The sequence below is a fragment of the Paenibacillus sp. Y5S-9 genome (assembly GCF_036894235.1).
Lineage (GTDB): Bacteria > Bacillota > Bacilli > Paenibacillales > Paenibacillaceae > Paenibacillus.
In genome coordinates this window covers 6,134,939-6,156,600 of sequence record NZ_CP145887.1, presented here as the reverse complement: position 1 = coordinate 6,156,600, position 21,662 = coordinate 6,134,939, and the positions used below count along the sequence as shown (strand labels likewise).

Sequence of the window (21,662 nt, the reverse complement as noted above, 5' to 3'; positions counted from 1 at the left end):
TAAGATTGAAGAAAGCAAAGAACATGCTGTTCACCACCTGTGCAGGTTGCTTTCTTGTGAAATCATAGGATGGGGGATCATCATTTTGAAAAAAACCGCTTCGCTGCTGGCCTTTACGTTATTGGCCAGTTTGACGCTTCAACCTTCTGACGGATATGCCAAGAGTAGCATCAGCGATATTGACCAACAGATTCAGCAACTGGAGAGCAAGGCAGCTTCTGCCAAGCAGGAGCAAAAAAAAGCGGCTTCCAACAAAAAGGAAGCACAGCATTACAAGAACAAAACCAACGCTTATCTGAAGGTTGTCATGGAACAGATCAATGTCGTTAGTGATGAACTGGCGAGTGTATCCTTGCAGATCGAGAACACGGAGGAAGATCTCCGTACAACGAAAAAAGATCTGCAAGCGGCAGAAGAACGCATTGTTGCAAGGGAAAAATTGTTGGAGTCACGTGTGCGCCTGATGTATACGGACGGTGCTGTATCCTATCTGGATGTATTATTGTCTTCTACTAGCTTCACTGACTTCCTGACCCGTGCGGATTCACTCAAAACGATTGTGGATCAGGATCAGCATCTGCTGGATGAGCACAAAGCGGACAAGCAACTGGTTGTGGACAAAAAAGCAGAATTGGATGTGCAATATGCGGAAGCCAAGAGCCTGTATGCACAGAAGAAACAGCGCAAGTCCCAATTGAATGAGAAAGAAGCGGAAAAGCAAGTGCTTCTCGCTTCATATGATGCTAAAATTGAAGAGTCAGAAGAGCTGACACAAGAGCAGGAAGATGTATTAATGCAGATTGCCAGCAAACGTTCGGCACTTCTTCAAGAGAAAAATAAATTGCGTGAACAGCAGGCTGCAGCTGCAGCCAAAGCAAAAGCCGCAGCAGCGGCTCGGGCGAAAGCTGCAGCCAAGGCGCCTACCAGAGTGAGTTCGGATAGTAGCAGTGAGGTCACGTATTCATCCGGTAATGGTATCTTCTCAAGACCGGTATCTGGGGGACGTATTTCTTCTGGATTCGGTCCCCGTACCCATCCGATTACGGGTGTAGTGGGTAAAATGCATGCCGGTGTCGATTTTGCTGTTCCACAGGGAACCTCAGTTCACGCTGCCTCTGGCGGAATCGTGATCATGGCTGAATGGTATAGCGGTTATGGTTATACGGTTATTGTGGACCACGGCGGTGGACTATGGACGTTATATGGTCACTTGCGTGAAGGTGGATTCAAAGTCAGCAAGGGAGACACAGTAAGCAAAGGGGATACCATTGCGGAGTCAGGAAATACAGGGAACTCTACTGGACCTCACTTGCACTTTGAAGTGAGAGACAACGGTACCGCTGTAAATCCGATGAACTATTTGTAATTATTGCTCCATCGTTCGAATGGAAAAAACATATTCCGTACAAGCTAGACATATAATAAGCTGGCATGTTCAGGGAATGGATTCTGGCAACAATGGAATCGGACACGCTTCAAAACTAAAGGCGGTGACAAACGGATGATGAAGAAAAGATCGGCGCTACTGCTTGTCATTGTGGGTCTCCTTGGCGGTAGTTTGCTAACCCTGGTATTAATGACGTATCCGGGAATAGCGAGCCAGGCCACACCGGGCGAAGGTTTGCTGGCCAGTGTAACCGGTAATACACAGCAGAAGAACGATTTGAAGAAGATTGAAACCGCGATGGATTTGATCTCAAGCAACTATTATAAAGATGTGGATCAGACCAAATTGATTGACGGTGCGATCAACGGCATGATGGAATCCCTTGGTGATCCGTACTCCAACTATATGGGGCAGGAAACAGCTGCTCAGTTTGAAGAGTCGATCGAAGGTTCATTTACCGGTATTGGCGCAGAGGTATCCTCACAGGATGGAAACGTGGTTGTTGTTTCCCCGATCAAAGGATCCCCTGCCGAGAAAGCGGGTATTCGTGCGAAGGACATGATTATGTCGGTAAACGGTGAATCCCTGCAAGGTTTGGAACTGAACAAGGCTGTTAACAAAATAAGAGGTCCAAAGGGCAGTGAAGCGAAGGTACAAGTCAAACGTGCTGGATCTTCCGAGCTGATTGAATTTGTCATTGTACGCGATGACATTGATCTGGAGACCGTATATGCTCACATGGAGGATGGCGGAATTGGCGTTATTGCCATTACTCAATTCTCTTTGAATACAGGCGATCGCTTTAAGGAAGAGTTGGCGAAGCTTGAGAAGCAGAACATGAAAGGTCTGGTCATCGACGTACGGAATGACCCAGGCGGTGTATTGCAAGTCGTTATTGATATTGCTGAACAGTTTGTTCCTAAAGGCAAGGTTATTGTGCAAGTTGAAGACAAGAACGGCAAAAAGGAACAAAGCAAGTCCAATGGATCAGCCAAAGCTTACCCAGTCACAGTCCTGATGAACAAAGGCAGTGCGAGTGCGTCGGAGATTTTGGCCGGTGCATTACAACAGTCAGCAGGTGCCAAGTTGATTGGTGAAAACTCTTTTGGTAAAGGAACCGTACAGACGAGTTATGACAAGCAGATGGGTGACGGCAGCTTGCTGAAGATCACCATTGCCAAGTGGCTCACTCCGAACGGAGACTGGATTCATGAAAAAGGAATCAAACCGGATATTGCGGTAGATCAGCCGGATTATTTCTCGGTGGCACCGATTAACAAAGAGAAGTTACCACTGAAATATGACAGTAATAGCACGGATGTGAAAAGTGCGCAGACGATGCTGAGAGGACTCGATTTCAAACCGGATCGTGTGGACGGATACTACGACCAGAAGACAGAAGAAGCGGTCAAAGCATTCCAGAAGCAAAAAGGCATTCAGGCTACAGGCCAGATTGACGAGAAAACCGCTGAATCACTGGAAGCGGCTCTGATTGAACGTATTGCCAATCCTCAATATGATGCACAGCTGAAACGCGCGATCGAAAATGTCTCGAAGGATATTTCGTCCGCTGTGTCGAAGCCATAAAGAAGGCTGATTTTCAGCCTTCTTTTTTTCTGAACCGGCTGAAAGAGAGGGGTGACCGACCACAATGGAATGGGTATGGCCGTGGTTAACTACATTAGGGGAAGCTTTGTTGCAGTTGTTTATTCAGCCGTTTTATTATATTGCGGTGATCCTGATTGCGCTGATCTATCATCGTCAGTTACTGCAGGAGCGTAAATTGTTCCATGTTCGTTTGCAAAGCTCGATAACACAGACGATTCGAGCGGTGCTCGGAGGCATACTCATTGGTACCATCGTCTCGATTGTGTCCCTATTCCTCGGTGCACATCTTACACTGGGAAGCCTGATATGCATATGGGCTGCAACATTAATTCTATCCTTGTTCCGTATCCGGTATCTGTGCTTTGCTTATGCGGCAGGGTTACTGGGTGTGCTGCAATTTGGTTTGAATCTGGCTTCAGGCTGGCAACCCTCGGGTTGGATGGGTAGTGTAACGGAAACGCTACGTACACTGGATATGCCTGCACTGCTTGTCCTGGCGGCGCTTCTACATATGGGTGAAGCCCTGTTGGTACGCATGCAGGGGGTATCGATGGCATCACCACTTCTGTTCGAGGGAAAACGCGGGAAACTGGTTGGGGGATATCAACTGCAGCAGTTTTGGGCCATTCCTCTACTGATTCTTGTTCCAGTCACAGGAGGTGGCGCGGAGCTGGCATGGAATCCACTGATGAATGCAGGTCATAGTTACATGCTGGTTGCGTTGCCGATTATGCTCGGATTTGGTGAGATCACGCAGAGTATGCTTCCGGGACAAAAGGTACAGATCTCATCCAAGCGGTTGATGATATACGGGGCAACTTTGCTAGTGTTTAGTTTGCTTGCTGCATGGTGGTCTCCACTCATGGTGGTTGCTGCACTGATTGCATTTATTGGACATGAATTTCTGGTATGGTACAGCGCGTTTGAAGAGCAAAACCGCAGTCCGGTATTTGTTCATCCGCAGCATGGGTTGAAAGTATTGGCTGTTATTCCGGAGAGTCCTGCTGCAGATTTGGGGATTGAAGCAGGAGAGACCTTGTACAAGGTGAATGGTAAGTTGGTCCATTCACCGGAAGAGTTGCATCGTGCTCTGCGGATGAACCCGGCTTTTTGCAAGCTCGAGGTACGAAATCACCAGGGAGAAAGCAAGTTCATGCAACGAGCGATCTATGAAGGGGAGCATCATCAGCTGGGGGTCATTATGGCACCGGACAATCACGAGGTCTGGGCGATTCGGTTACGTCCACTGACACTGTTCCATATCATCAACCTCAAATTGTTTGCCCGTCTGAAAAAACCACAAAGGGAGGAAGCTCCCTTGGCGTTACCGCCAGCCCCTGTGGCCAGTGATAAAGGGTCCGTGGAGATGTAACTAGCATACGTGATGAAGTATGTTTGCATAAATCAAGCAATGAAAAAGGTATTTCCGAGCGCCGTCGCAGGCAAGGGAAATACCTTTTTTGTTATTGTTTTAACATAAAGATGGCGATTTGGGTCCGATCACGCAAGCTCAGCTTGCCGAGAATATCTGTGACGTAGTTTTTGACGGTGCCTTCACTGAGGAACAGTTTGGCGGCAATTTCCTTATTGGATAGCCCCTCCGATATGGCCTCGGCAACCGCCAGCTCCATACGTGTCAGTCCATAGGCTTCGATTGGGTTCTGTGTCAGGGGAATCGCAGCAGGACGAAGAAAGCCTGCCAATTTGCGGGCAATATCCGGATGGATTAACATATCGCCGTTATGTACGGTCTTGATGCCTTGAATGATCCGCTCGGGTGGAACATTTTTGAGCAAATAACCGCTTGCGCCATTCTGTAATGCCTGAATAATATACTCATCGTCATCAAACGTCGTCAGCATGAGCACCTGGACTTCGGGAAAACGTACCTTTATGCGCTGTGTACCTTCAACTCCGTCACATTCCGGCATCCGAATATCCATCAAGACCACGTCCGCAGGCGTCCCTGTCTCAAGCAATGCCAACGCTTCCTGCCCATTGGAGGCCGTGCCTGTAACAGTAATGCCAGAGTCAAGTCCGAGCAACACTTTAAGGCTTTCGCGAATGAAGTAGTCATCGTCGGCGAGAATTAGCCGAATAAGTGGGGGCTGAGCTGAATCATTCTTGTTGTTCATATCATTCTGTTCGGACATGAGAACATTCACTTCCTTTTTCAAAGTGTATCCATCTGGTTCGTTATTGGAATGCGTGTAATCACTGTATACGGAAAAGCCGATTGGATCTCCAACGTTCCTCCCACCATTTGTGTACGTAGACGCATGCTTTCCTGTCCTATACCACTTCCCTTAGACGAAGGGGGATGGATGATGCCATCATTACTTACGCTCATACAGACTTCCTGATCTCTGAATACCAACCCCACTGTGATTGAAGAAGCATTTCCGTGTCGCAGTGCGTTGGTCAGGGCTTCTTTGGCATTTTTGAATAAAACGATTTGTATGCTGGGATACAGCGCATGAGATAGGCCATGAACTTCATAATTTGTCTTTACGCCGGTGTCTCTACCGAATTCCTCTAGGAGACGATCCAGCGCGTAGGCTTCGGATGCATAGGAGTTAGGTTGCAGTTTGTGCAGTGTGCTGCGCATATCATCCATACTGGTGCCTAATTGATCGCGAATCTGTCTCACCATTTCCGTTCCTTGTTCCATATTCAGGGGGAGGGTCAGCAAAGCGGCTTCCGACATCATTTTGGTGCGAATCATTCGGTGTCCAATATCATCATGAAGCTGTCTGGAGATACGAGTGCGTTCCTCTGCCTGAGCTACTCCTTCAAGTTGCTTTGTAAATAGTAGCAGCTGTTCGCGCGCTTCTTGTAGCTCGTAATGTTTACTGCGGAGCTCGTCATAGACTTGTTCCAGTTGTCCACGGCTGCTCGCCGTTCTTGATCCCTGCCAGGACAGAGCCGCTGTGATGAGCAGAAGCAGGTTGCCAAGAACTATCGCAGTTGTCTCTGCGGAGAGTAATGTAGTTGCGGTTGTATTTAGTGTGGTTAACCCTGGCTGCGGTGCCTCTGGGACAGAATAATGCCAATGCAAAGCGACATTGTTAGCGACAAGCTGAATCGCAAACATCAACCACCTCCGGCTCCCCTTGAGTCTGTACATATACACGTAGAGCACGGATAGAGAGAGGAATACCATAAATGTTCCATACGAAGCAATCAGCCAACAGCTCCAGAGTATTTCGGCTAGAAGTAACAGCCACTGCTGTGTACTCGAACGGTTAAAATCTTTCCACACGGAGAGTCCAAGTGCGATGATGATATACAGGGTGTAGACCGCTTCGTTTTCCAAGGGCAGCATCAACATGTACAGTACTGCTGGAACGATAATTAATCCGTATTGCAGAAACCGCATTGGCATATGTAAATGACATCCTTTATATAAAAAGTGGAGTACAAAATCTCTTGGTAATGCGCCCTTGATTATACCATAAGCAGCATTCGAATCAGGAGATGACTTAAGTCACCTTCGATTCATGACTTTTTGTACCTTCGCTACAGATTGCGATCCATTACAATAAAATTATCAAATCCAGCGGCGAAGGCCGAAACGGAAAAGGGGCGTAAAAGGGATGGGCATACTTGAAGTAGATCATGTAGTAAAACGATACGGCAGCAAGCTTTGCGTGGATCATTTGAACCTTAGTGTTGGCAAAGGCGAGATTTTTGGATTGCTCGGTCCCAATGGAGCAGGCAAAAGTACCACCATCAGCATGATTGCAGGGCTCCTGAATATGGATCAGGGTGAAATCAGATTAGATGGGATATCGGTCAAAGAGCGACCGCTTGAAGTAAAGCGCAAGATCGGACTCGTTCCGCAGGATCTGGCTTTATATGAAACCATGTCTGCTGCGGAGAATGTGACCTTTTTTGCCAGACTGTATGGACTGCGTGGAAAATTGCTTAAGGAAAGAGTGCAGGAGTCTCTTGAATTTGTAGGGTTGCAGGATAAAGCAAAAGATGCCCCCTCGACCTTCTCTGGTGGTATGAAACGCAGGTTAAACATCGCATGTGCGATTACACATCGCCCGGATCTCATTATTATGGATGAACCTACAGTTGGCATTGATCCGCAATCTCGGAATCATATTCTGGAATCGGTACGGACACTCAACAAGATGGGTTCAACGATCATATATACAAGTCATTACATGGAGGAAGTGGCGGCGATTAGTCACCGGGTTGCGATTATGGATCAGGGGCGAATTATTGCCTGTGGGACTGAAGTAGAGCTGCGAGAACGGGTAGCATCGGAGGAAAAAGTAGTGCTCTCCACTTCCGGTATCGGTCCCGACGTCGTGGAAGAACTGAAACTTCACCCCCGTGTGCGGATGGTAGACGTTTCAGAGAATACACTGACCATTACGCTGCCTTCGGCACAGCAGGATCTCCAGGATCTGCTCTTCATTTGCAGCAAACATGAAGTATCCATTCAGTCGCTCAAGGTCGAAGAGCCGGATCTGGAAACGTTGTTCCTCAATCTGACCGGGCGTACGCTTCGGGACTAGGGGGAACAAGAGATGAATATATGGCATATTTGCATCTTTGAATTAAGGCGTATTCTTAAGATTCGATCTGTAGTGTTAAACCTGTTTATTTTGCCGTTGTTACTGATTTTTATATTGGGTACGGCACTTTCCAGTACGATGGGGACGGCGGATGATGTTATTCCGGATATTGTACGTGTGGGAGTCATCCATTTGAATACCGAATCTGGTGGAGGATCAAGTACAGTTAATCAAGCGCTGGATACATTTGTTAAATCCCCGGAAGTGGCTGAGATGCTCAAGGTGCAGAACTTTACGACTGAAGAAGAGGCCGTTCATTCGTTGCGTACCGGCAAGCTGGACTTTGCTGTAATGATTCCTTCGGATTTTGAGCAAAACGTGATGGTGGGGAAGGAGGCCAGGTTACAGTGGATACGAGGAAAGGACAACACACTTAATACCTTGGGTGAAACTTTGTTCACACGTTTTACGGATGAATGGAACCGAGAGATGGCGATTACCAAAGTGCTCGGTCCGGAAGTGATTGCTGCCATGGACTCTGCTTCGGAGTCTGGTGGGGTGAGTTCCACTTCCTTTACTGTCATCAATCCCGGAAAAACAGGCACGGCCTACAGTGCCTCCCAATACTATGCAGCATCCATGCTGGCAATGTTCATGTTGTACTCGGGTATGACAACAAGTACTAGCCTTTTTGGAGAGCGGGATAACCGAACGTTGATCCGCCTTCAGGCTGCGCCGATAGGTAATGGAGTTATTTTCGCTGGCAAAATTGCAGGTAATAGTCTGCTCGCTTTCTTACAAGCAACAACGATCATCCTTATGACATATTGGCTCTACGGTGTGGATTGGGGAACCCATCCTTGGTATATTGTGCTGACTTGTGTATTCATCACATTGGCATCCATGACCCTTGGCGTGATCGTGGCATTGGTATGCAAAAGCACGGCATCGGCCAGTGCAACCTTACAAGGTATCATCGTTGCCATGACATTCATTAGCGGTGGGTTCATGCCCATTCCGATTGATTTTGTACAACGGCTTAGCCAATTTACGGTTAACCACTGGGCACTCCAGAGTTTTCTGAGAATGATGCTGGATGCACCTGTACGAGAGATTGTATATAACATTCTAATGTTAGGCGTGGTATGCGCTGTATTACTGTTCATCTCAGGAATGATCTATAGAAAGGCAGGATACCGATATGAATAGTCTGCACATCGCCTGGTTGATGATTAGACGTACACTTGGCCGTAAAATGGGCTTCATTACGTTTTTGCTTCTGCCTTGCCTGGTGGTTACAGGAGCGGTTGCTCTATTTGGAAGCGAGCAGAGTACACGTACTGTTATTCCCTATGTCAACGAGGATACAGGGGTGGCAGGGACATGGATGATTCATGAACTTGCTGGCAAAGAGGAGTATCTGCTCAAGCCGATGACAAACGAAGCAGAAGTGAAGGAAGCCATCGCTCAGCAAAAAGGAAGTTCTGGTATCATCATTCCGGCACATTATACGGAGGATCTGTTACAAGGAAAGCCAAGCGAAATTAAACTTGTGGAACTGCGTATAAGTGAAGATTCCTATACACTACGAGCGGCGGTTGAAGGTTTGACGAGCGGATTGCAACAATCTGCTTCAGCTGTTACGTTGGCCGCGGGTCGTGTCTCAAGTGAGAATGACATAGCGGTGAAGATACAGAAGCCGTTTGAACAGCTATTACAGGAAACAGGAAAGCATCAGGTTGCTGGTGAAGTCACGGATCTGCAGATCTATCCTAAGCGTGGCCTGAACAATGTGACTGGATTTACGATTATGTTTATGATGGGGCTGCTGACCAGTGCAGTGGCTGTGATTATGGAAGATCGCAGGAAACGTACGATGGCCAGAGTATATACGGCACCCGTCCGTGCATATGAGATTGCGCTTGGTAATTTCCTCGGCAGCTTTGTCATTGGTATGATTCAGATTGTTCTGGTTTTGGGAGTCAGCAGGTGGTTGCTGCATTATGATGCCGGTATTCCTTTTGGCATTCATTTCATCATCTTGGCCGCATTTATGCTGGTCTCCATGGGGATCGCAAGTACCGTGGCAGGATTAATCCGTAATCCCAAAAATGCCAACATGCTGAATTCACTTGTCATTATGCCAACCTGCATGATAGGTGGTTGTTTCTGGCCGATCTCGTTGATGCCGGATTATATGCAAAAGCTCGCCAACTTCGTTCCACAGAAATGGGCGATTCAGGCTGTGGAAACGATCTCTGCTGGCGGTACATTGTCGGATATCACATTGCCACTATTGATTTTGTTTGGCATGGCTGCTATTTTACTGACCGTAGGCTCTGCGATTCTACGCCCTAGCCAGCCAGGAGTAGAGGCATAAGGTAATACGACATAAAAGAAAGCACGCTCTGCTGAATTGAATTCAGTTAGAGCGTGCTTTCTTTGCATAAGGAATGATGCATTATGTGAGATATTGATGATTAAGGTTGGAGTTGACGAAGGACCGTTATTTCAACCCGACGGTTCTTTTGTCTTCCGGCGGCTGTGGTGTTGTCACCCGTTGGGCGCGTATCCGCATATCCGGCATACTGGAAGCCGTCCGGGTTAAGTTTCTCTGTATCCAGAAAAAATCGTAATACAGACAGTGCACGTTCCCCGGAAAGCTGCCAGTTATCGGTATAGGCGGAGTTAGCTCCCACAGGAATGTTATCGGTATGACCCTCAATGCTGACAACGGTATTCAGATCCCGAAACAGGCTGGCAAGTTTACTGAGCGTTGGTGCTGCACCGTCCTTTAGAGCGGCCTGGCCCTGATCAAACAGGAAGCGGTCACTGAGGGTAATGGATAGGCCCTGTGGCTTGTCCGCAACAAAAATCTGATTTTCCAGTTTATTATCCTCGATATATTGGGTAATCACATTGAACAGATTTTGCAATTCCTGCTCCTGTGATCTGAACTGTTCTTCCCGTTCTGTGAGGGGCTTGTCGTCATCATCTGGTGTTGCAGTCCCGGTATCGGAAGGGTTTCCTTCACCTTTTGAAGGATCTTCACCCTGCACCTCGGATGGCGGAGTCTCTGTAATCGTCTGTCCGGGTTTCTCACCGAGTTCCTCACCAAGCTCAAGGATAGAGTCGGACGCATTGAATGTATTTTGTAATGATTGAGTAACGACGTCATATTTACCGGAATCCAGATTGCTCATGGCATACATGATGACAAAAAAGATCAAAAGCAGGGTTATGAGATCGGCATAAGTAATCATCCAGCGATCCCGATGATCGATAGTTTCACGTTTTCCGCGCCGTTTACTGCGCCGACTCATCCAATCCCTCCTTTGCTAGGGGGCGTATATGCTGACGATGCGTGAGGGTGAAGGACTCCAGTCTTTTGCGTACAAGCTGGGGATTCTCACCGTTCTGAATGGCAAGTACACCTTCGAGAAGCATTTCCATCGTCTGCACTTCATCAGCACCTCTGGATTTGATCTTGGAGGCAATGGGCAAAAAGATAAGATTGGCACTGGCGACCCCATACAGGGTTGCGGTAAAGGCAACAGCAATGGCAGGTCCGAGTCCGGTTGGATCGGTCAAACTGCCAAGTACCTGAATAAGTCCCATCACGGTTCCGATGATCCCCATGGTTGGAGCGTACCCACCAGCGGATTCGAATATTTTGGCGTAGCCCTCATGTTTTTGTTCAATCGAGTCGATCTCCATCTCCAGGATCTGGCGAACCACATCCTGATCTGTACCATCAACAACCATCTGAATCCCGTCTTGCAAAAATGGATGCGGATGATCCATAACCTTGCGTTCCAATGCAAGTACACCTGAGCGGCGTGCGATTGAAGACATCTCCACCAGTTCTTCGACCCATAAGCCTGATTCATTGTTGTTACGTCCAAAAGCCATACGCAGGGCAGCTGGAATCGTACGAAGGCGATGCGCCGGGAAACTGGCAACCACAGCAGCAATCGTTCCACCGAATACAATTAAAGCAGCCGTTTTTTGCAGGAGACCGGACAATTGGCCGCCTTCCCACAAAAAACCGCTAATGACTGCGGCAATTCCGGCAATAATACCGATAAGTGTCGCAATATCCATAAATTAACCCACTCCTATCTTCATTTCACGTTTGCATCACTAAAACGAACGAGGTATAATTAAACGGGAACAAATATTCCTATTACTATAAGTTTTCCCATATGAAAATTCGGGGAACTTCGACAATATATAGTGACTATTATTTTAGACGATAGGGTGAGATACGGCAATGAGCGATATTATAATGAGCGACAAAACGTTCGAAATCGAGTCAGAGTTTTCTCCCCAAGGTGATCAGCCGGCAGCCATTAAAGAATTGGTGAAGGGTGTTCAGGAGGGGAAGAGGTACCAGACACTGCTGGGTGCAACGGGTACGGGTAAGACGTTTACGATAGCCCAGACGATAGCCCAACTGCAACGTCCGACGCTGATTATTGCACACAACAAAACGTTGGCAGCGCAGCTTGCAAGTGAGTTCAAAGATTTTTTCCCTAATAACATGGTTGAGTATTTCGTCAGTTATTACGATTATTTTCAGCCAGAAGCATATATCCCGTCCTCCGATACGTATATCGAGAAGGATTCAAGTATTAATGAAGAGATCGACAAACTGCGGCACGCAGCGACGAGTTCGTTGTTTGAGCGCAGGGACGTCATCATTGTAGCGAGTGTTTCCTGCATTTATGGTTTGGGTTCACCGCACTCGTATTCAAGCATGTTGCTGTCACTTCGGGTAGGCATGGAGAAACCGCGCAATCAGATTTTGTCTCGTCTGGTAGAGATCCAGTATCAGCGGAACGATATTAACTTTGTGCGGGGTACGTTCCGTGTTCGTGGGGATGTTGTTGAGATTTTCCCTGCCTCCAAGGGCGAACATGCAATTCGGGTTGAATTGTTTGGTGATGAGATCGAGAAAATTACGGAGATTGATGTGTTAACCGGAGAGCTCATTGGCGAACGTGAACATATTGCCATCTTCCCGGCGTCTCACTTCGTAACGCAAGAAGAGACGATGAAGGTTGCGCTGGTGAACATTGAGCGTGAACTGGAGGAGCGTCTTGAAGTGTTGCGTGAACAGGGGAAACTGTTAGAGGCTCAGCGACTGGAGCAGCGCACACGGTATGATATCGAGATGATGAAGGAAGTTGGATTCTGTTCGGGGATTGAGAACTATTCCGGTCCACTGACTTTCCGCGAACGCGGCGATACCCCATACACACTGATGGATTACTTTCCGGATGACATGTTGATCGTGGTCGATGAGTCTCACGTGACTCTGCCACAGATCCGTGCGATGTACAATGGTGACCAAGCGCGGAAGACGGTATTGGTTGAACATGGTTTCCGACTGCCGTCAGCGCTGGATAATCGTCCGCTCAAATTCGAAGAGTTCGAAGGCAAGATGGATCAGATTATTTATGTATCGGCCACACCGGGCCCTTATGAGATTGAGCATACCGATACGATGGTGCAACAGATTATCCGTCCAACCGGACTGCTTGATCCAATCATTGAACTGCGTCCAACGAAAGGACAGATCGATGACTTGATCGGTGAGATTAACGACCGGATTGCCAAAGACGAGCGTGTGTTGATTACAACATTAACGAAGAAGATGTCTGAGGATCTGACGGATTATCTGAAGGAAGTTGGAATCAAGGTTCGTTATCTGCACTCCGAGATCAAGACGTTGGAACGGATGGCGATTTTACGTGATCTAAGGTTGGGCGTTTTCCATGTCCTAATCGGAATCAACTTGCTCCGAGAAGGTCTCGATCTGCCCGAAGTATCTCTCGTAGCTATACTGGATGCCGATAAGGAAGGATTCCTGCGTTCCGAACGCTCACTGATTCAAACGATTGGTCGTGCAGCACGGAACAGCGAGGGTCGCGTTATTCTATACGGCGACAAAGTGACGGATTCGATGGATAAAGCGATAAAGGAAACAGAACGTCGTCGTGCAATCCAGATCGAGTACAACGAGAAACATGGAATTACACCACAGACGATTCGCAAAAAAGTGCGTGATGTGATTGAGGCAACCAAAGTTGCTGAATCCAAGAAAGACTATCTCACGGGCGCAGCCGAGAAGATGTCGAAGAAAGATCGTCAGGCGCTTATTCAGCGCCTAGAGGTAGAGATGAAAGATGCAGCCAAAAATCTGCAGTTTGAGCGTGCTGCCGAGCTTCGCGATGCGTTGCTGGAACTTCGCGCTGAATAAGATACTGCTCATTTATATGCTCCAGTAAAGGATTTGTAACAAGAGAACGGCCAATTGGCCGTTCTCTTGTTGAGTAAGGAAATCGTTGATATCTACCGATAATAAGAGATGTTGAAATCTTGAATTCGGGTCTATACTGATAGAAATGTTGAAATTGGTTAAAAGGTTTATAGGAAAGCAATTGGGAGTCGAGAGTGCCCCAGTGTTGACCTCGGAGCCGAGCCAAAGGCAATGGCGACCTGACGCGATCAAGGCGAAGCTGAGCGCGTCCCGGTGTTGACCTTCGAGCCGAGCCAAAGGCAATGGCGACCTTGTCGCGAGCGTGGCGAAGCCGAGAGCGTCCCGCTCTTGACCTTGGAGCCGAGCCAAAGGCAATGACGCGATCAAGGCGAAGCCGAGAGCGCCCTGGTGTTGACCTTGGAGCCGAGCCAAAGGCAATGGCGACCTATCGCGAACGTGGCGAAGCCGAGAGCGTCACTCTCGCAGTAGAGCGGCCGTATAAGGTTCCGGCAATGAGCCGGAACCTTATGTGGAGCCGCGGGCACACGACAACCCTTCACATAGCAAGACCCGACCCCTCACCGTTGCACCGCTTGTTTCGGGTGTCCAGAGGGCTGCGCCCTCTGGGGCCCTCCCTTGGAAGGGAGGGTTTGGGAGGGATCGAAAAGCCTTTAAAAGGTTTGGATTAGTAAATTTGAGAGGATGAATACTATTGGCGAGCGATAACATTGTCATTAAAGGCGCAAGAGCGCATAACCTGAAAAATATCGACATTACCATCCCACGTGACCGCTTTGTGGTATTGACCGGCCTGAGTGGCTCAGGCAAGTCCTCGCTGGCTTTTGACACCATATATGCCGAAGGACAGCGGCGGTATGTCGAATCATTGTCAGCTTACGCACGCCAGTTTCTAGGACAGATGGAGAAACCGGATGTGGATTCCATCGAAGGATTATCTCCTGCCATTTCAATAGATCAGAAAACAACAAGTCGTAACCCACGTTCCACAGTAGGAACCGTGACCGAAATCTATGATTATCTGCGTCTGTTATTTGCACGTGTGGGTCATCCACATTGTCCGGACCATGGCGTGGAGATCAGTTCCCAGACCGTAGAGCAAATGGTTGACCGTATTATGCAATACCCAGAGCGTACCCGGTTGCAGATTTTGGCACCCATTATCTCGGGCCGTAAGGGCGAGCATAAAAGTGTATTTGCTGATGTGTCCAAGCAGGGCTTTGTCCGTGTGCGGGTGAACGGGGAACTGCGTGACCTGTCAGAAGATATTCAATTGGAGAAAAATAAAAAGCATACCATTGAAGTCGTTGTTGACCGGATCGTTGTTAAAGATGATGTACAGGCGCGTCTGGCCGACTCTATTGAAACAGCACTTAATTTGTCCGGTGGACAACTACTTGTGGACATTATGGGCGAAGAAGAGCTGCGCTTCAGTTCCAACTTTGCCTGCCCGGTGTGTGGATTCAGTATTGAAGAGCTGGCACCGCGGATGTTCTCATTTAACAGTCCTTTCGGGGCTTGCCCGGATTGTGATGGATTAGGTGTCAAAATGATTGTTGACCCTGATCTGCTCGTACCGGATCGGACTAAGACCATCGAAGATGGTGCTTTTGATGCTTGGACAGGTGGCACATCCACCTATTATCCGCAGTTTCTGAAGTCAGTATGTGAGCACTTTAACATTCCCCAAAATGTACCTGTCGAAGATCTGCCAGCTGAGCAGATGAACAAGTTGTTGCAGGGAACAGGTACGGAGAAAATCCGTTTCCGCTATGAGAATGATTTTGGACAACGGAAGGAAGCACTGGTTACCTTTGAAGGTATCGTAAATAACCTGGAGCGTCGTTATCGTGATACAGCATCTGAAGGTATCCGTGAATTTATTGAAGGTTACATGAGTGCGAAACCTTGTGGTACATGTAAAGGTCAACGTCTGAAACGCGAGAGTCTTGCGGTTACGATTAATGATCACAACATGGCCTATGTGACTAGTTTGTCCATTGGTGAAGCTGGCCGATTCTTTGATACATTGGAATTGACGGAGAAAGAGCAGACGATTGCCAAACTGATTTTGAAAGAAATCAACAGCCGTCTCGGCTTCCTGGTGAATGTTGGTCTGGATTACCTTACACTGAGTCGTGCTGCCGGAACATTGTCCGGTGGGGAAGCTCAGCGGATCAGACTGGCTACACAGATCGGTTCCAGCCTGATGGGTGTACTGTATATTCTGGATGAGCCAAGTATCGGTCTGCATCAACGGGATAATGACCGTCTGATCTCAACGCTTGCGCATATGCGCGACATTGGTAACACGTTGATCGTGGTTGAACATGATGAGGATACGATGATGGCTGCCGACTATATTATTGATATTGGCCCAGGTGCAGGTATCCACGGGGGTACCATCATGTCACAGGGTACACCGGAGGAGATCATGAATGATGAGAACTCCTTAACCGGTCAATATCTGAGTGGACGCAAATTCATTCCGATTCGTACAGAACGTAGAAGTGTAGGAGACCGTTGGTTGGAAGTACGTGGAGCCAAAGAAAATAACCTAAAGAATCTGAATGTGAAGATTCCTGTAGGTGTATTTACCGCGGTAACGGGTGTGTCAGGTTCTGGTAAATCCACATTAATCAATGAGATCCTGTACAAAACGCTGGCACGTGATTTGAACCGTGCTCGGGTACGTCCGGGTCAGCATAAAGAAATTCGTGGTCTGGAACATATCGATAAAGTCATCGATATTGACCAGTCTCCAATCGGGCGGACCCCACGTTCCAACCCGGCTACGTATACAGGAGTCTTTGATGATATCCGGGATCTGTTTGCTCAGACGAACGAAGCCAAAGTACGTGGATACAAGAAAGGCCGATTCAGCTTTAATATCAAAGGTGGACGTTGTGAAGCCTGCCGTGGAGACGGTATTATCAAAATCGAGATGCACTTCTTGCCGGACGTTTATGTTCCTTGTGAAGTCTGCAAAGGCAAACGATACAACCGGGAAACGCTTGAAGTGAAATATAAAAACAGAAATATTTCCGATGTGCTCGAAATGACGGTTGAAGATGCAACCCAATTCTTCGAGAACATTCCGAAGATCCATCGTAAAATGCAGACACTGATGGATGTGGGCCTGGGTTATATCAACCTTGGACAACCTGCAACTACATTGTCTGGTGGTGAAGCCCAGCGGGTGAAGCTTGCTTCCGAGCTGTATCGCCGCAGTACAGGGAAAACCATCTACATCCTCGATGAACCGACTACCGGTTTGCATGTCGATGATATCGACCGTTTGCTGAACGTATTGCACCGTCTGGTTGATTCCGGGGAATCGGTGTTGGTGATTGAGCATAACTTGGATGTGATCAAAACAGCAGACTATGTTGTTGATCTGGGGCCGGAAGGCGGTAGTGGTGGAGGAACCATTGTTGCAACCGGAACCCCTGAGGATATCATCAAAGTGGAAGCTTCCTACACAGGCAAGTACTTGAAGCCGGTTCTGGAGCGGGATACCGAGCGGAGCAAGGCACTGCAATTGGTGGACTAAGGTCAGCTAACCATTAGTTATATCCTATGAAGTGGCATTATTGGCCCTTCTTTTCGAAAAGGTTGAGACGTTGGATTACGATCTGATGTGCTCTGCTTCCGAGAAGAAGGGCTTTTTAATTTTGAATTATGCACCGTTTTTCTTCGGACTAAAGTTATTTCGTGAAAGTGTTTACATATGCATTGCGACGAGCATTACAGGAATAATCGGCCAAATTGGATTTTTTTCATTTTTATGGATGATAGGGCTTGCATTACAAGCAGGGTACAGATAACATAGAGGAAGATATTAGGGTATGCGTTAGCTGTTCAACTATGGTAAGGAGGTCTGTCTATCCATGCTGTTTGCAGAAGCTGCCACGGCGAGTACATCGAATTTTAATGCATTTGATATTTTTGTCATCTTATTTACGATCCTGATTTTCATCGGAGTTGTTCGCCTTCTACGGGCACCGAAGAAAAATCTGTTTGCGATCGGATTTGCAGTAGTCAGCCTACTGGTATTTCTGATGACAGACTATGCGATGATAACGGGTTGGTTTGCTCAGTAGGAATGCCGTAGAATTGAATTAAGCCAATAGTGCATGTTCAAAAAGATCGGTTTTCAGTACCGAGAAGATGGGATGAAGCTAGAAATGGAGTAGCGGAGCGTAGGGAAAACTACGTGAGCAACTACAATGTTTCGAAAAGAAACATACTTCGTAAGCCTCCCGCTTATTTCGGCTGAATTCCATATTCGATGCTGATGATGCCACCAGGCATCCTTTGTAATCAAAAGCGTACTTTTTGAACTACCTCTAAAAGAGGTACAGACGAACACTTTCCAGAGAGACATGGAGGGTGTTTTTTTCATTTATACTGAAACGATTGAACAGGATTCTATCTTCTCTACTAAAATAGGACTTAAAACAATTGTATATCCAGATTCTGTATGATACATTGAGGGATACCGGAATTGCAGATGAGAGAAAAAGAGAATAGATTCAGCGATGAATCCGATGTCGAGTCGCGCAAGAAGGATGTATAGAGAGGGTCAGGTGAGAATATGAGCGTGTTGGGTAAAAAGGGGATAGCCATACTGATGGCTGCTGTACTCTCGATTAGTGTAGCGGCAACGGCCGGTGCAGCTGAATCCAAAGCGGCGATGCAAGCGAAAGTGGTAGACGGTCAAGTCTATGTGAACACCAAGGATCTGCTCAAGGCAGTTGGTGGAAGTGGACAATATGATGCCAAATCGGGAACGTACACGTACAAGGGAAGTGAAGCCATTCCTAAAGTGATCGAAAAGGTATCTCCTTCGGTCGTAGGCATTATTGGGAAATCTACCGAAGTGCAGGACGGTGCAACATCAGACGATCGATATAATCTTGCACATGGTACAGGTGTCATTATCCGGTCCAATGGATGGATTGTAACAAATGCTCACGTGGTAGATGGATTAATAAGCCCTGTGGTCGTAACGACGGATGGCAATACATACAAAATTACGAAAACATACAGTGATGCACTCAGTGATCTGGCGCTAATCAAAATCAATGCCAAATCACTCAAACCGGCGAGCTTCGCCAAAGCTTCACAAACCACTGTTGGAGAAACGGTGATTGCCTTGGGTACGCCGATTTCCTTTTCTTTGCGCAACTCGGCAACGGTAGGGGTAATTAGCGGCTTGAATCGTGGTGTTGAGGCGACCTACCGGTTGATTCAGACCGACACGGCGATTAACCCAGGAAATAGCGGAGGACCGCTGGTCAACCTGAAGGGTGAAGTGGTTGGTATCAACTCGATGAAATTTTCTGCGGTCGGCGTAGAGAGTTTGGGATTTTCGATTCCAGTGGATACCGTTCAATATATCATCGATCAGTTTTTTAAATATGGAAAAATAAAACGTGCAAGTCTGGGACTGCAGCTGGAAGAAAGCTGGTCTGCGATTGTGGGCCTGCCTACAGATGATCCCTTAACGATTACGGGTGTACTGTCTCCTGAAGCAAAAAAAGCCAAAATTAAAGAGGGCGACGTCATCTATAGTGTGGCAGGTACACGTGTCTCCTCAGTAGTAGATATCAATGAGCTGCTCAAAAAGTATCTGCCTGGGCAAAAGGTAAAGCTGTTGATGCAAACGGATGGCGATATCGTCACCCGCACGTTGGTGCTTGCTGATCGCGCAGACATCGTAGACGAGGAAGATGAAGCGTTCCTTGCAGATGAAGAACAATAAAGCCCGGCGATCAGCCCGGATGGAGAGAGGACGAAAGAACGGAATGAAAAAGTCATGGATACGTGTGCTAAGCACAGGTGTATTAACCGGGATGCTGACCATTGGCGCGGCATTGCCTGTATGGGCATCTGATCTGACGACAAGTGAACTACGGGTCAAAGCGGGTAGCGCGAGCGCTTACATTAACGGCGATAAGCAGGTCATAGCCAAACCTTACAAGTTTAAGGGTGTCACGATGGTACCTGTCGGTGTATTCAAGAAAGCATTTGGCAGTGAAATCCGGCTGGAGAAAAATGATGTTGTCAAAATCAAGGAAGGTTCACACACGGTTACCCTAACGATTGGCAGTTCGATTGCTTGGGTGGATGGTGTAAAACATGAAATGGGTGCCGCCCCCAAGATGGTGAATGGCGTACTTATGGTTCCACTTCGTGCGGTTGCTGCCGGTATCGGAGCGACGCTAGCTCCAACCAGTTCCGGAGAAATGGTCATTCGTCTGTTGCAAACCGATGATTCGGTGGATGATGAGGATGGTATTCATCCGGATGAAGGCAAAACCAGAATTGGCAACAGTTTTTACGGTTGGTCCATTAACTACTCGGCAGACCTTATGGTTTTCCAGACCGGTGAGCAGGAGCGCATGATAACTTTCGGCGCTGCGGACAACAGTTATTATCTTGAAGTGTATGTCAGCGATCAGGATGTGGCTCTGGATGCGGATGATTTGTTGCAGCAACTCGTCCAGGAAGCCAAACAATCGGGAGATACGGTGCTGGATCGTGAAGCGGTGTCGAAAGGCAAAACGCCTTATGCACGGATTATCGTGAAGGATGTAGACGGCATGTTATGGGAGATGCGTCAGTATCTGAGCGAAGGTCGTCAATATGATGTGTATCTCGCGGATTACGAAGCCTTGAATTATAAAGATCTGGGCAAACGTGCAGCGCTACTCAATTCATTCCAGCCAACCTATGCGGAATCGGATCGAACGATCAAGGATCTATCCACCGTAGATAATGGCATGCGCTCCGCTTGGAACGATGATTATGGTATTGAGTTGAAGATTCCTGCCGGCTGGTCGATGGATAACAATCAGATGATCTATGAATCCAAGGATGGTGCGTATCTGCAATGGCGTGTCACTTCGGCGAAGGCAGGTACAACGGTAAAAGACTGGAGCGGCCAACTGGATAAGTGGATGCGCGAGACATTTACACCAGAGAGTTACGAGCCAATTGGTTCATATACGATGGATATCTCGGGAGAGACTGCCGAGGTGAATGAATTCCGTTATAACTTTGGCGGGGGCTGGCAGACCGAGTTTGATGTTCTTTTGCAGAAGAATGGGTATCGATATTATGCAGAGTATACGTTCCCTGAGGAGCAAAGTGCAGATCGGGCATGGTTTGAACGGATTATGAAGAGTGTGGAGATTGATTTTGATACGGTTGCCGATAATTTCGGTCAGCTGGATGAAGATCCTTATTTGACAGACAAAACGAAGACACTTACACGTACGTCCAAACGTTATAAATACAGTGTAGATATTCCGCGTTACTGGACACCTTACAGTGATCGATTCGAATATTCACCTGTGGTGTACACCTTTACGGGCGGAGAATTCTCCATTGCGGCGAGTGAAGACAAGTCAATCGAGATGACGGTCAGCCAACTGAGAGAAGCTTATGCCGAAGCCACCAAAACGCGGAAAAACTTCCAGCTGCTGCGCAGTGAGGAGCTGACGTTTGCGGGTGTACCTGCATTTTCCTTTACGTATCATGAACTGGACAAAGGCGTGCCATATGCGGGTCGGCAGATCGTCTTTGAAAAGGACGGAACAACCTATACGATCACAAGTGGGCTGAACGATGCCAACAAGACAGAAGTTCAGGCGGCTGCCTTGGAAAAAGCAGTGAACTCATTTACTTTTATTAAATAAATGTAGTGGAGCCGGAGGGTCAAAAGACCTTTCGGCTTATTTGTTTCCTGTATAAGATAAATTAAATATTTACACTGGGGCGAAGAGTGCAGAACCGATCTGAAGAAGCGAAGCGTGCGCGTTTATCACCAGATTTACCCCTTTAG

At 47.6% G+C, this 21,662-nt stretch carries 15 protein-coding genes; 11 read left to right on the top strand and 4 right to left on the bottom strand.

Annotated features, from left to right (window positions below; translation table 11 throughout):
- Positions 1-85 precede the first annotated feature (85 nt).
- From V6669_RS27145 to V6669_RS27135, 3 genes are all read left to right on the top strand, one after another.
- Entirely contained in the window at positions 86-1,366 is a 1,281-nt protein-coding gene (locus V6669_RS27145; RefSeq protein ID WP_036612408.1) for a M23 family metallopeptidase, read from the top strand.
- A gap of 135 nt (positions 1,367-1,501) precedes the next feature.
- On the top strand, positions 1,502-2,974 hold the full coding sequence (locus V6669_RS27140) for a S41 family peptidase (protein ID WP_289390471.1): 1,473 nt from the start codon (positions 1,502-1,504) through the stop codon (positions 2,972-2,974).
- A gap of 64 nt (positions 2,975-3,038) precedes the next feature.
- Complete coding sequence (locus V6669_RS27135) at positions 3,039-4,367, top strand: PDZ domain-containing protein (RefSeq protein ID WP_338588673.1); 1,329 nt, start codon at positions 3,039-3,041, stop codon at positions 4,365-4,367.
- 91 nt (positions 4,368-4,458) lie between these two features.
- Here the strand turns inward: V6669_RS27135 and V6669_RS27130 are convergent, their stop codons facing one another.
- Positions 4,459-5,148, bottom strand: a complete 690-nt coding sequence (locus V6669_RS27130; protein WP_338588672.1) for a response regulator transcription factor — start codon at positions 5,146-5,148, stop codon at positions 4,459-4,461.
- 20 nt (positions 5,149-5,168) lie between these two features.
- Complete coding sequence (locus V6669_RS27125; RefSeq protein WP_338588671.1) at positions 5,169-6,380, bottom strand: sensor histidine kinase; 1,212 nt, start codon at positions 6,378-6,380, stop codon at positions 5,169-5,171.
- 211 nt (positions 6,381-6,591) lie between these two features.
- Here V6669_RS27125 and V6669_RS27120 point away from each other — a divergent pair, with 211 nt between their 5' ends.
- From V6669_RS27120 to V6669_RS27110, 3 genes are read left to right on the top strand one after another with little or no spacing between them, the layout of a single operon-like run.
- Positions 6,592-7,527, top strand: coding sequence for an ABC transporter ATP-binding protein (locus V6669_RS27120; RefSeq protein ID WP_338588670.1), 936 nt, complete (start codon positions 6,592-6,594; stop codon positions 7,525-7,527).
- A 12-nt stretch (positions 7,528-7,539) separates the two neighbouring features.
- The gene (locus tag V6669_RS27115; protein ID WP_338588669.1) at positions 7,540-8,736 is read left to right on the top strand and encodes an ABC transporter permease; all 1,197 of its coding nucleotides are present in this window, start codon (positions 7,540-7,542) and stop codon (positions 8,734-8,736) included.
- The gene (locus V6669_RS27110) at positions 8,729-9,907 is read left to right on the top strand and encodes an ABC transporter permease (RefSeq protein WP_338588668.1); all 1,179 of its coding nucleotides are present in this window, start codon (positions 8,729-8,731) and stop codon (positions 9,905-9,907) included. The genes V6669_RS27115 and V6669_RS27110 overlap by 8 nt, the downstream gene beginning before the upstream one ends.
- A gap of 100 nt (positions 9,908-10,007) precedes the next feature.
- On the opposite strand, the gene V6669_RS27105 is transcribed toward V6669_RS27110, so the two are convergent.
- Positions 10,008-10,850, bottom strand: a complete 843-nt coding sequence (locus V6669_RS27105) for a flagellar motor protein MotB (RefSeq protein WP_338588667.1) — start codon at positions 10,848-10,850, stop codon at positions 10,008-10,010.
- A complete protein-coding gene (locus tag V6669_RS27100; protein WP_062837042.1) occupies positions 10,834-11,631 on the bottom strand; it encodes a flagellar motor protein in 798 nt (265 codons plus the stop codon). Before V6669_RS27100 ends, V6669_RS27105 begins: the two co-directional genes overlap by 17 nt.
- A 169-nt stretch (positions 11,632-11,800) precedes the next feature.
- On the opposite strand from V6669_RS27100, the gene uvrB reads away from it, so the two are divergent.
- The 5 genes from uvrB (at position 11,801) to V6669_RS27075 (ending at position 21,516) form a co-directional block, all read left to right on the top strand.
- Positions 11,801-13,792 carry an excinuclease ABC subunit UvrB gene (gene uvrB / locus V6669_RS27095; protein ID WP_091013102.1) on the top strand — a complete coding sequence of 664 codons (1,992 nt, stop codon included), beginning with the start codon at positions 11,801-11,803 and terminating at the stop codon, positions 13,790-13,792.
- A 712-nt stretch (positions 13,793-14,504) separates the two neighbouring features.
- Complete coding sequence (gene uvrA / locus V6669_RS27090) at positions 14,505-17,363, top strand: excinuclease ABC subunit UvrA (RefSeq protein ID WP_091036448.1); 2,859 nt, start codon at positions 14,505-14,507, stop codon at positions 17,361-17,363.
- A gap of 337 nt (positions 17,364-17,700) precedes the next feature.
- Positions 17,701-17,913, top strand: coding sequence for a hypothetical protein (locus V6669_RS27085; protein WP_017692026.1), 213 nt, complete (start codon positions 17,701-17,703; stop codon positions 17,911-17,913).
- 494 nt (positions 17,914-18,407) lie between these two features.
- Positions 18,408-19,577: a trypsin-like peptidase domain-containing protein gene (locus V6669_RS27080; protein WP_338588666.1), complete on the top strand. Its 1,170-nt coding sequence runs from the start codon at positions 18,408-18,410 to the stop codon at positions 19,575-19,577.
- Between the two features lie 43 nt (positions 19,578-19,620).
- Positions 19,621-21,516, top strand: a complete 1,896-nt coding sequence (locus V6669_RS27075) for a stalk domain-containing protein (protein WP_338588665.1) — start codon at positions 19,621-19,623, stop codon at positions 21,514-21,516.
- The last annotated feature ends 146 nt before the right edge of the window (positions 21,517-21,662 follow it).

Bases quoted from the DNA above. Each gene is read 5' to 3' on its own strand.
- V6669_RS27140 (WP_289390471.1), top strand. From the start codon at position 1,502: ATGATGAAGAAAAGATCGGCGCTACTGCTTGTCATTGTGGGTCTCCTT.
- V6669_RS27115 (WP_338588669.1), top strand. From the start codon at position 7,540: ATGAATATATGGCATATTTGCATCTTTGAATTAAGGCGTATTCTTAAG.
- V6669_RS27085 (WP_017692026.1), top strand. From the start codon at position 17,701: ATGCTGTTTGCAGAAGCTGCCACGGCGAGTACATCGAATTTTAATGCA.
- V6669_RS27130 (WP_338588672.1), bottom strand. From the start codon at position 5,148: ATGTCCGAACAGAATGATATGAACAACAAGAATGATTCAGCTCAGCCC.
- V6669_RS27120 (WP_338588670.1), top strand. From the start codon at position 6,592: ATGGGCATACTTGAAGTAGATCATGTAGTAAAACGATACGGCAGCAAG.
- V6669_RS27105 (WP_338588667.1), bottom strand. From the start codon at position 10,850: ATGAGTCGGCGCAGTAAACGGCGCGGAAAACGTGAAACTATCGATCAT.
- V6669_RS27125 (WP_338588671.1), bottom strand. From the start codon at position 6,380: ATGCCAATGCGGTTTCTGCAATACGGATTAATTATCGTTCCAGCAGTA.
- V6669_RS27100 (WP_062837042.1), bottom strand. From the start codon at position 11,631: ATGGATATTGCGACACTTATCGGTATTATTGCCGGAATTGCCGCAGTC.
- uvrB (WP_091013102.1), top strand. From the start codon at position 11,801: ATGAGCGATATTATAATGAGCGACAAAACGTTCGAAATCGAGTCAGAG.
- V6669_RS27075 (WP_338588665.1), top strand. From the start codon at position 19,621: ATGAAAAAGTCATGGATACGTGTGCTAAGCACAGGTGTATTAACCGGG.
- V6669_RS27110 (WP_338588668.1), top strand. From the start codon at position 8,729: ATGAATAGTCTGCACATCGCCTGGTTGATGATTAGACGTACACTTGGC.
- V6669_RS27080 (WP_338588666.1), top strand. From the start codon at position 18,408: ATGAGCGTGTTGGGTAAAAAGGGGATAGCCATACTGATGGCTGCTGTA.
- V6669_RS27135 (WP_338588673.1), top strand. From the start codon at position 3,039: ATGGAATGGGTATGGCCGTGGTTAACTACATTAGGGGAAGCTTTGTTG.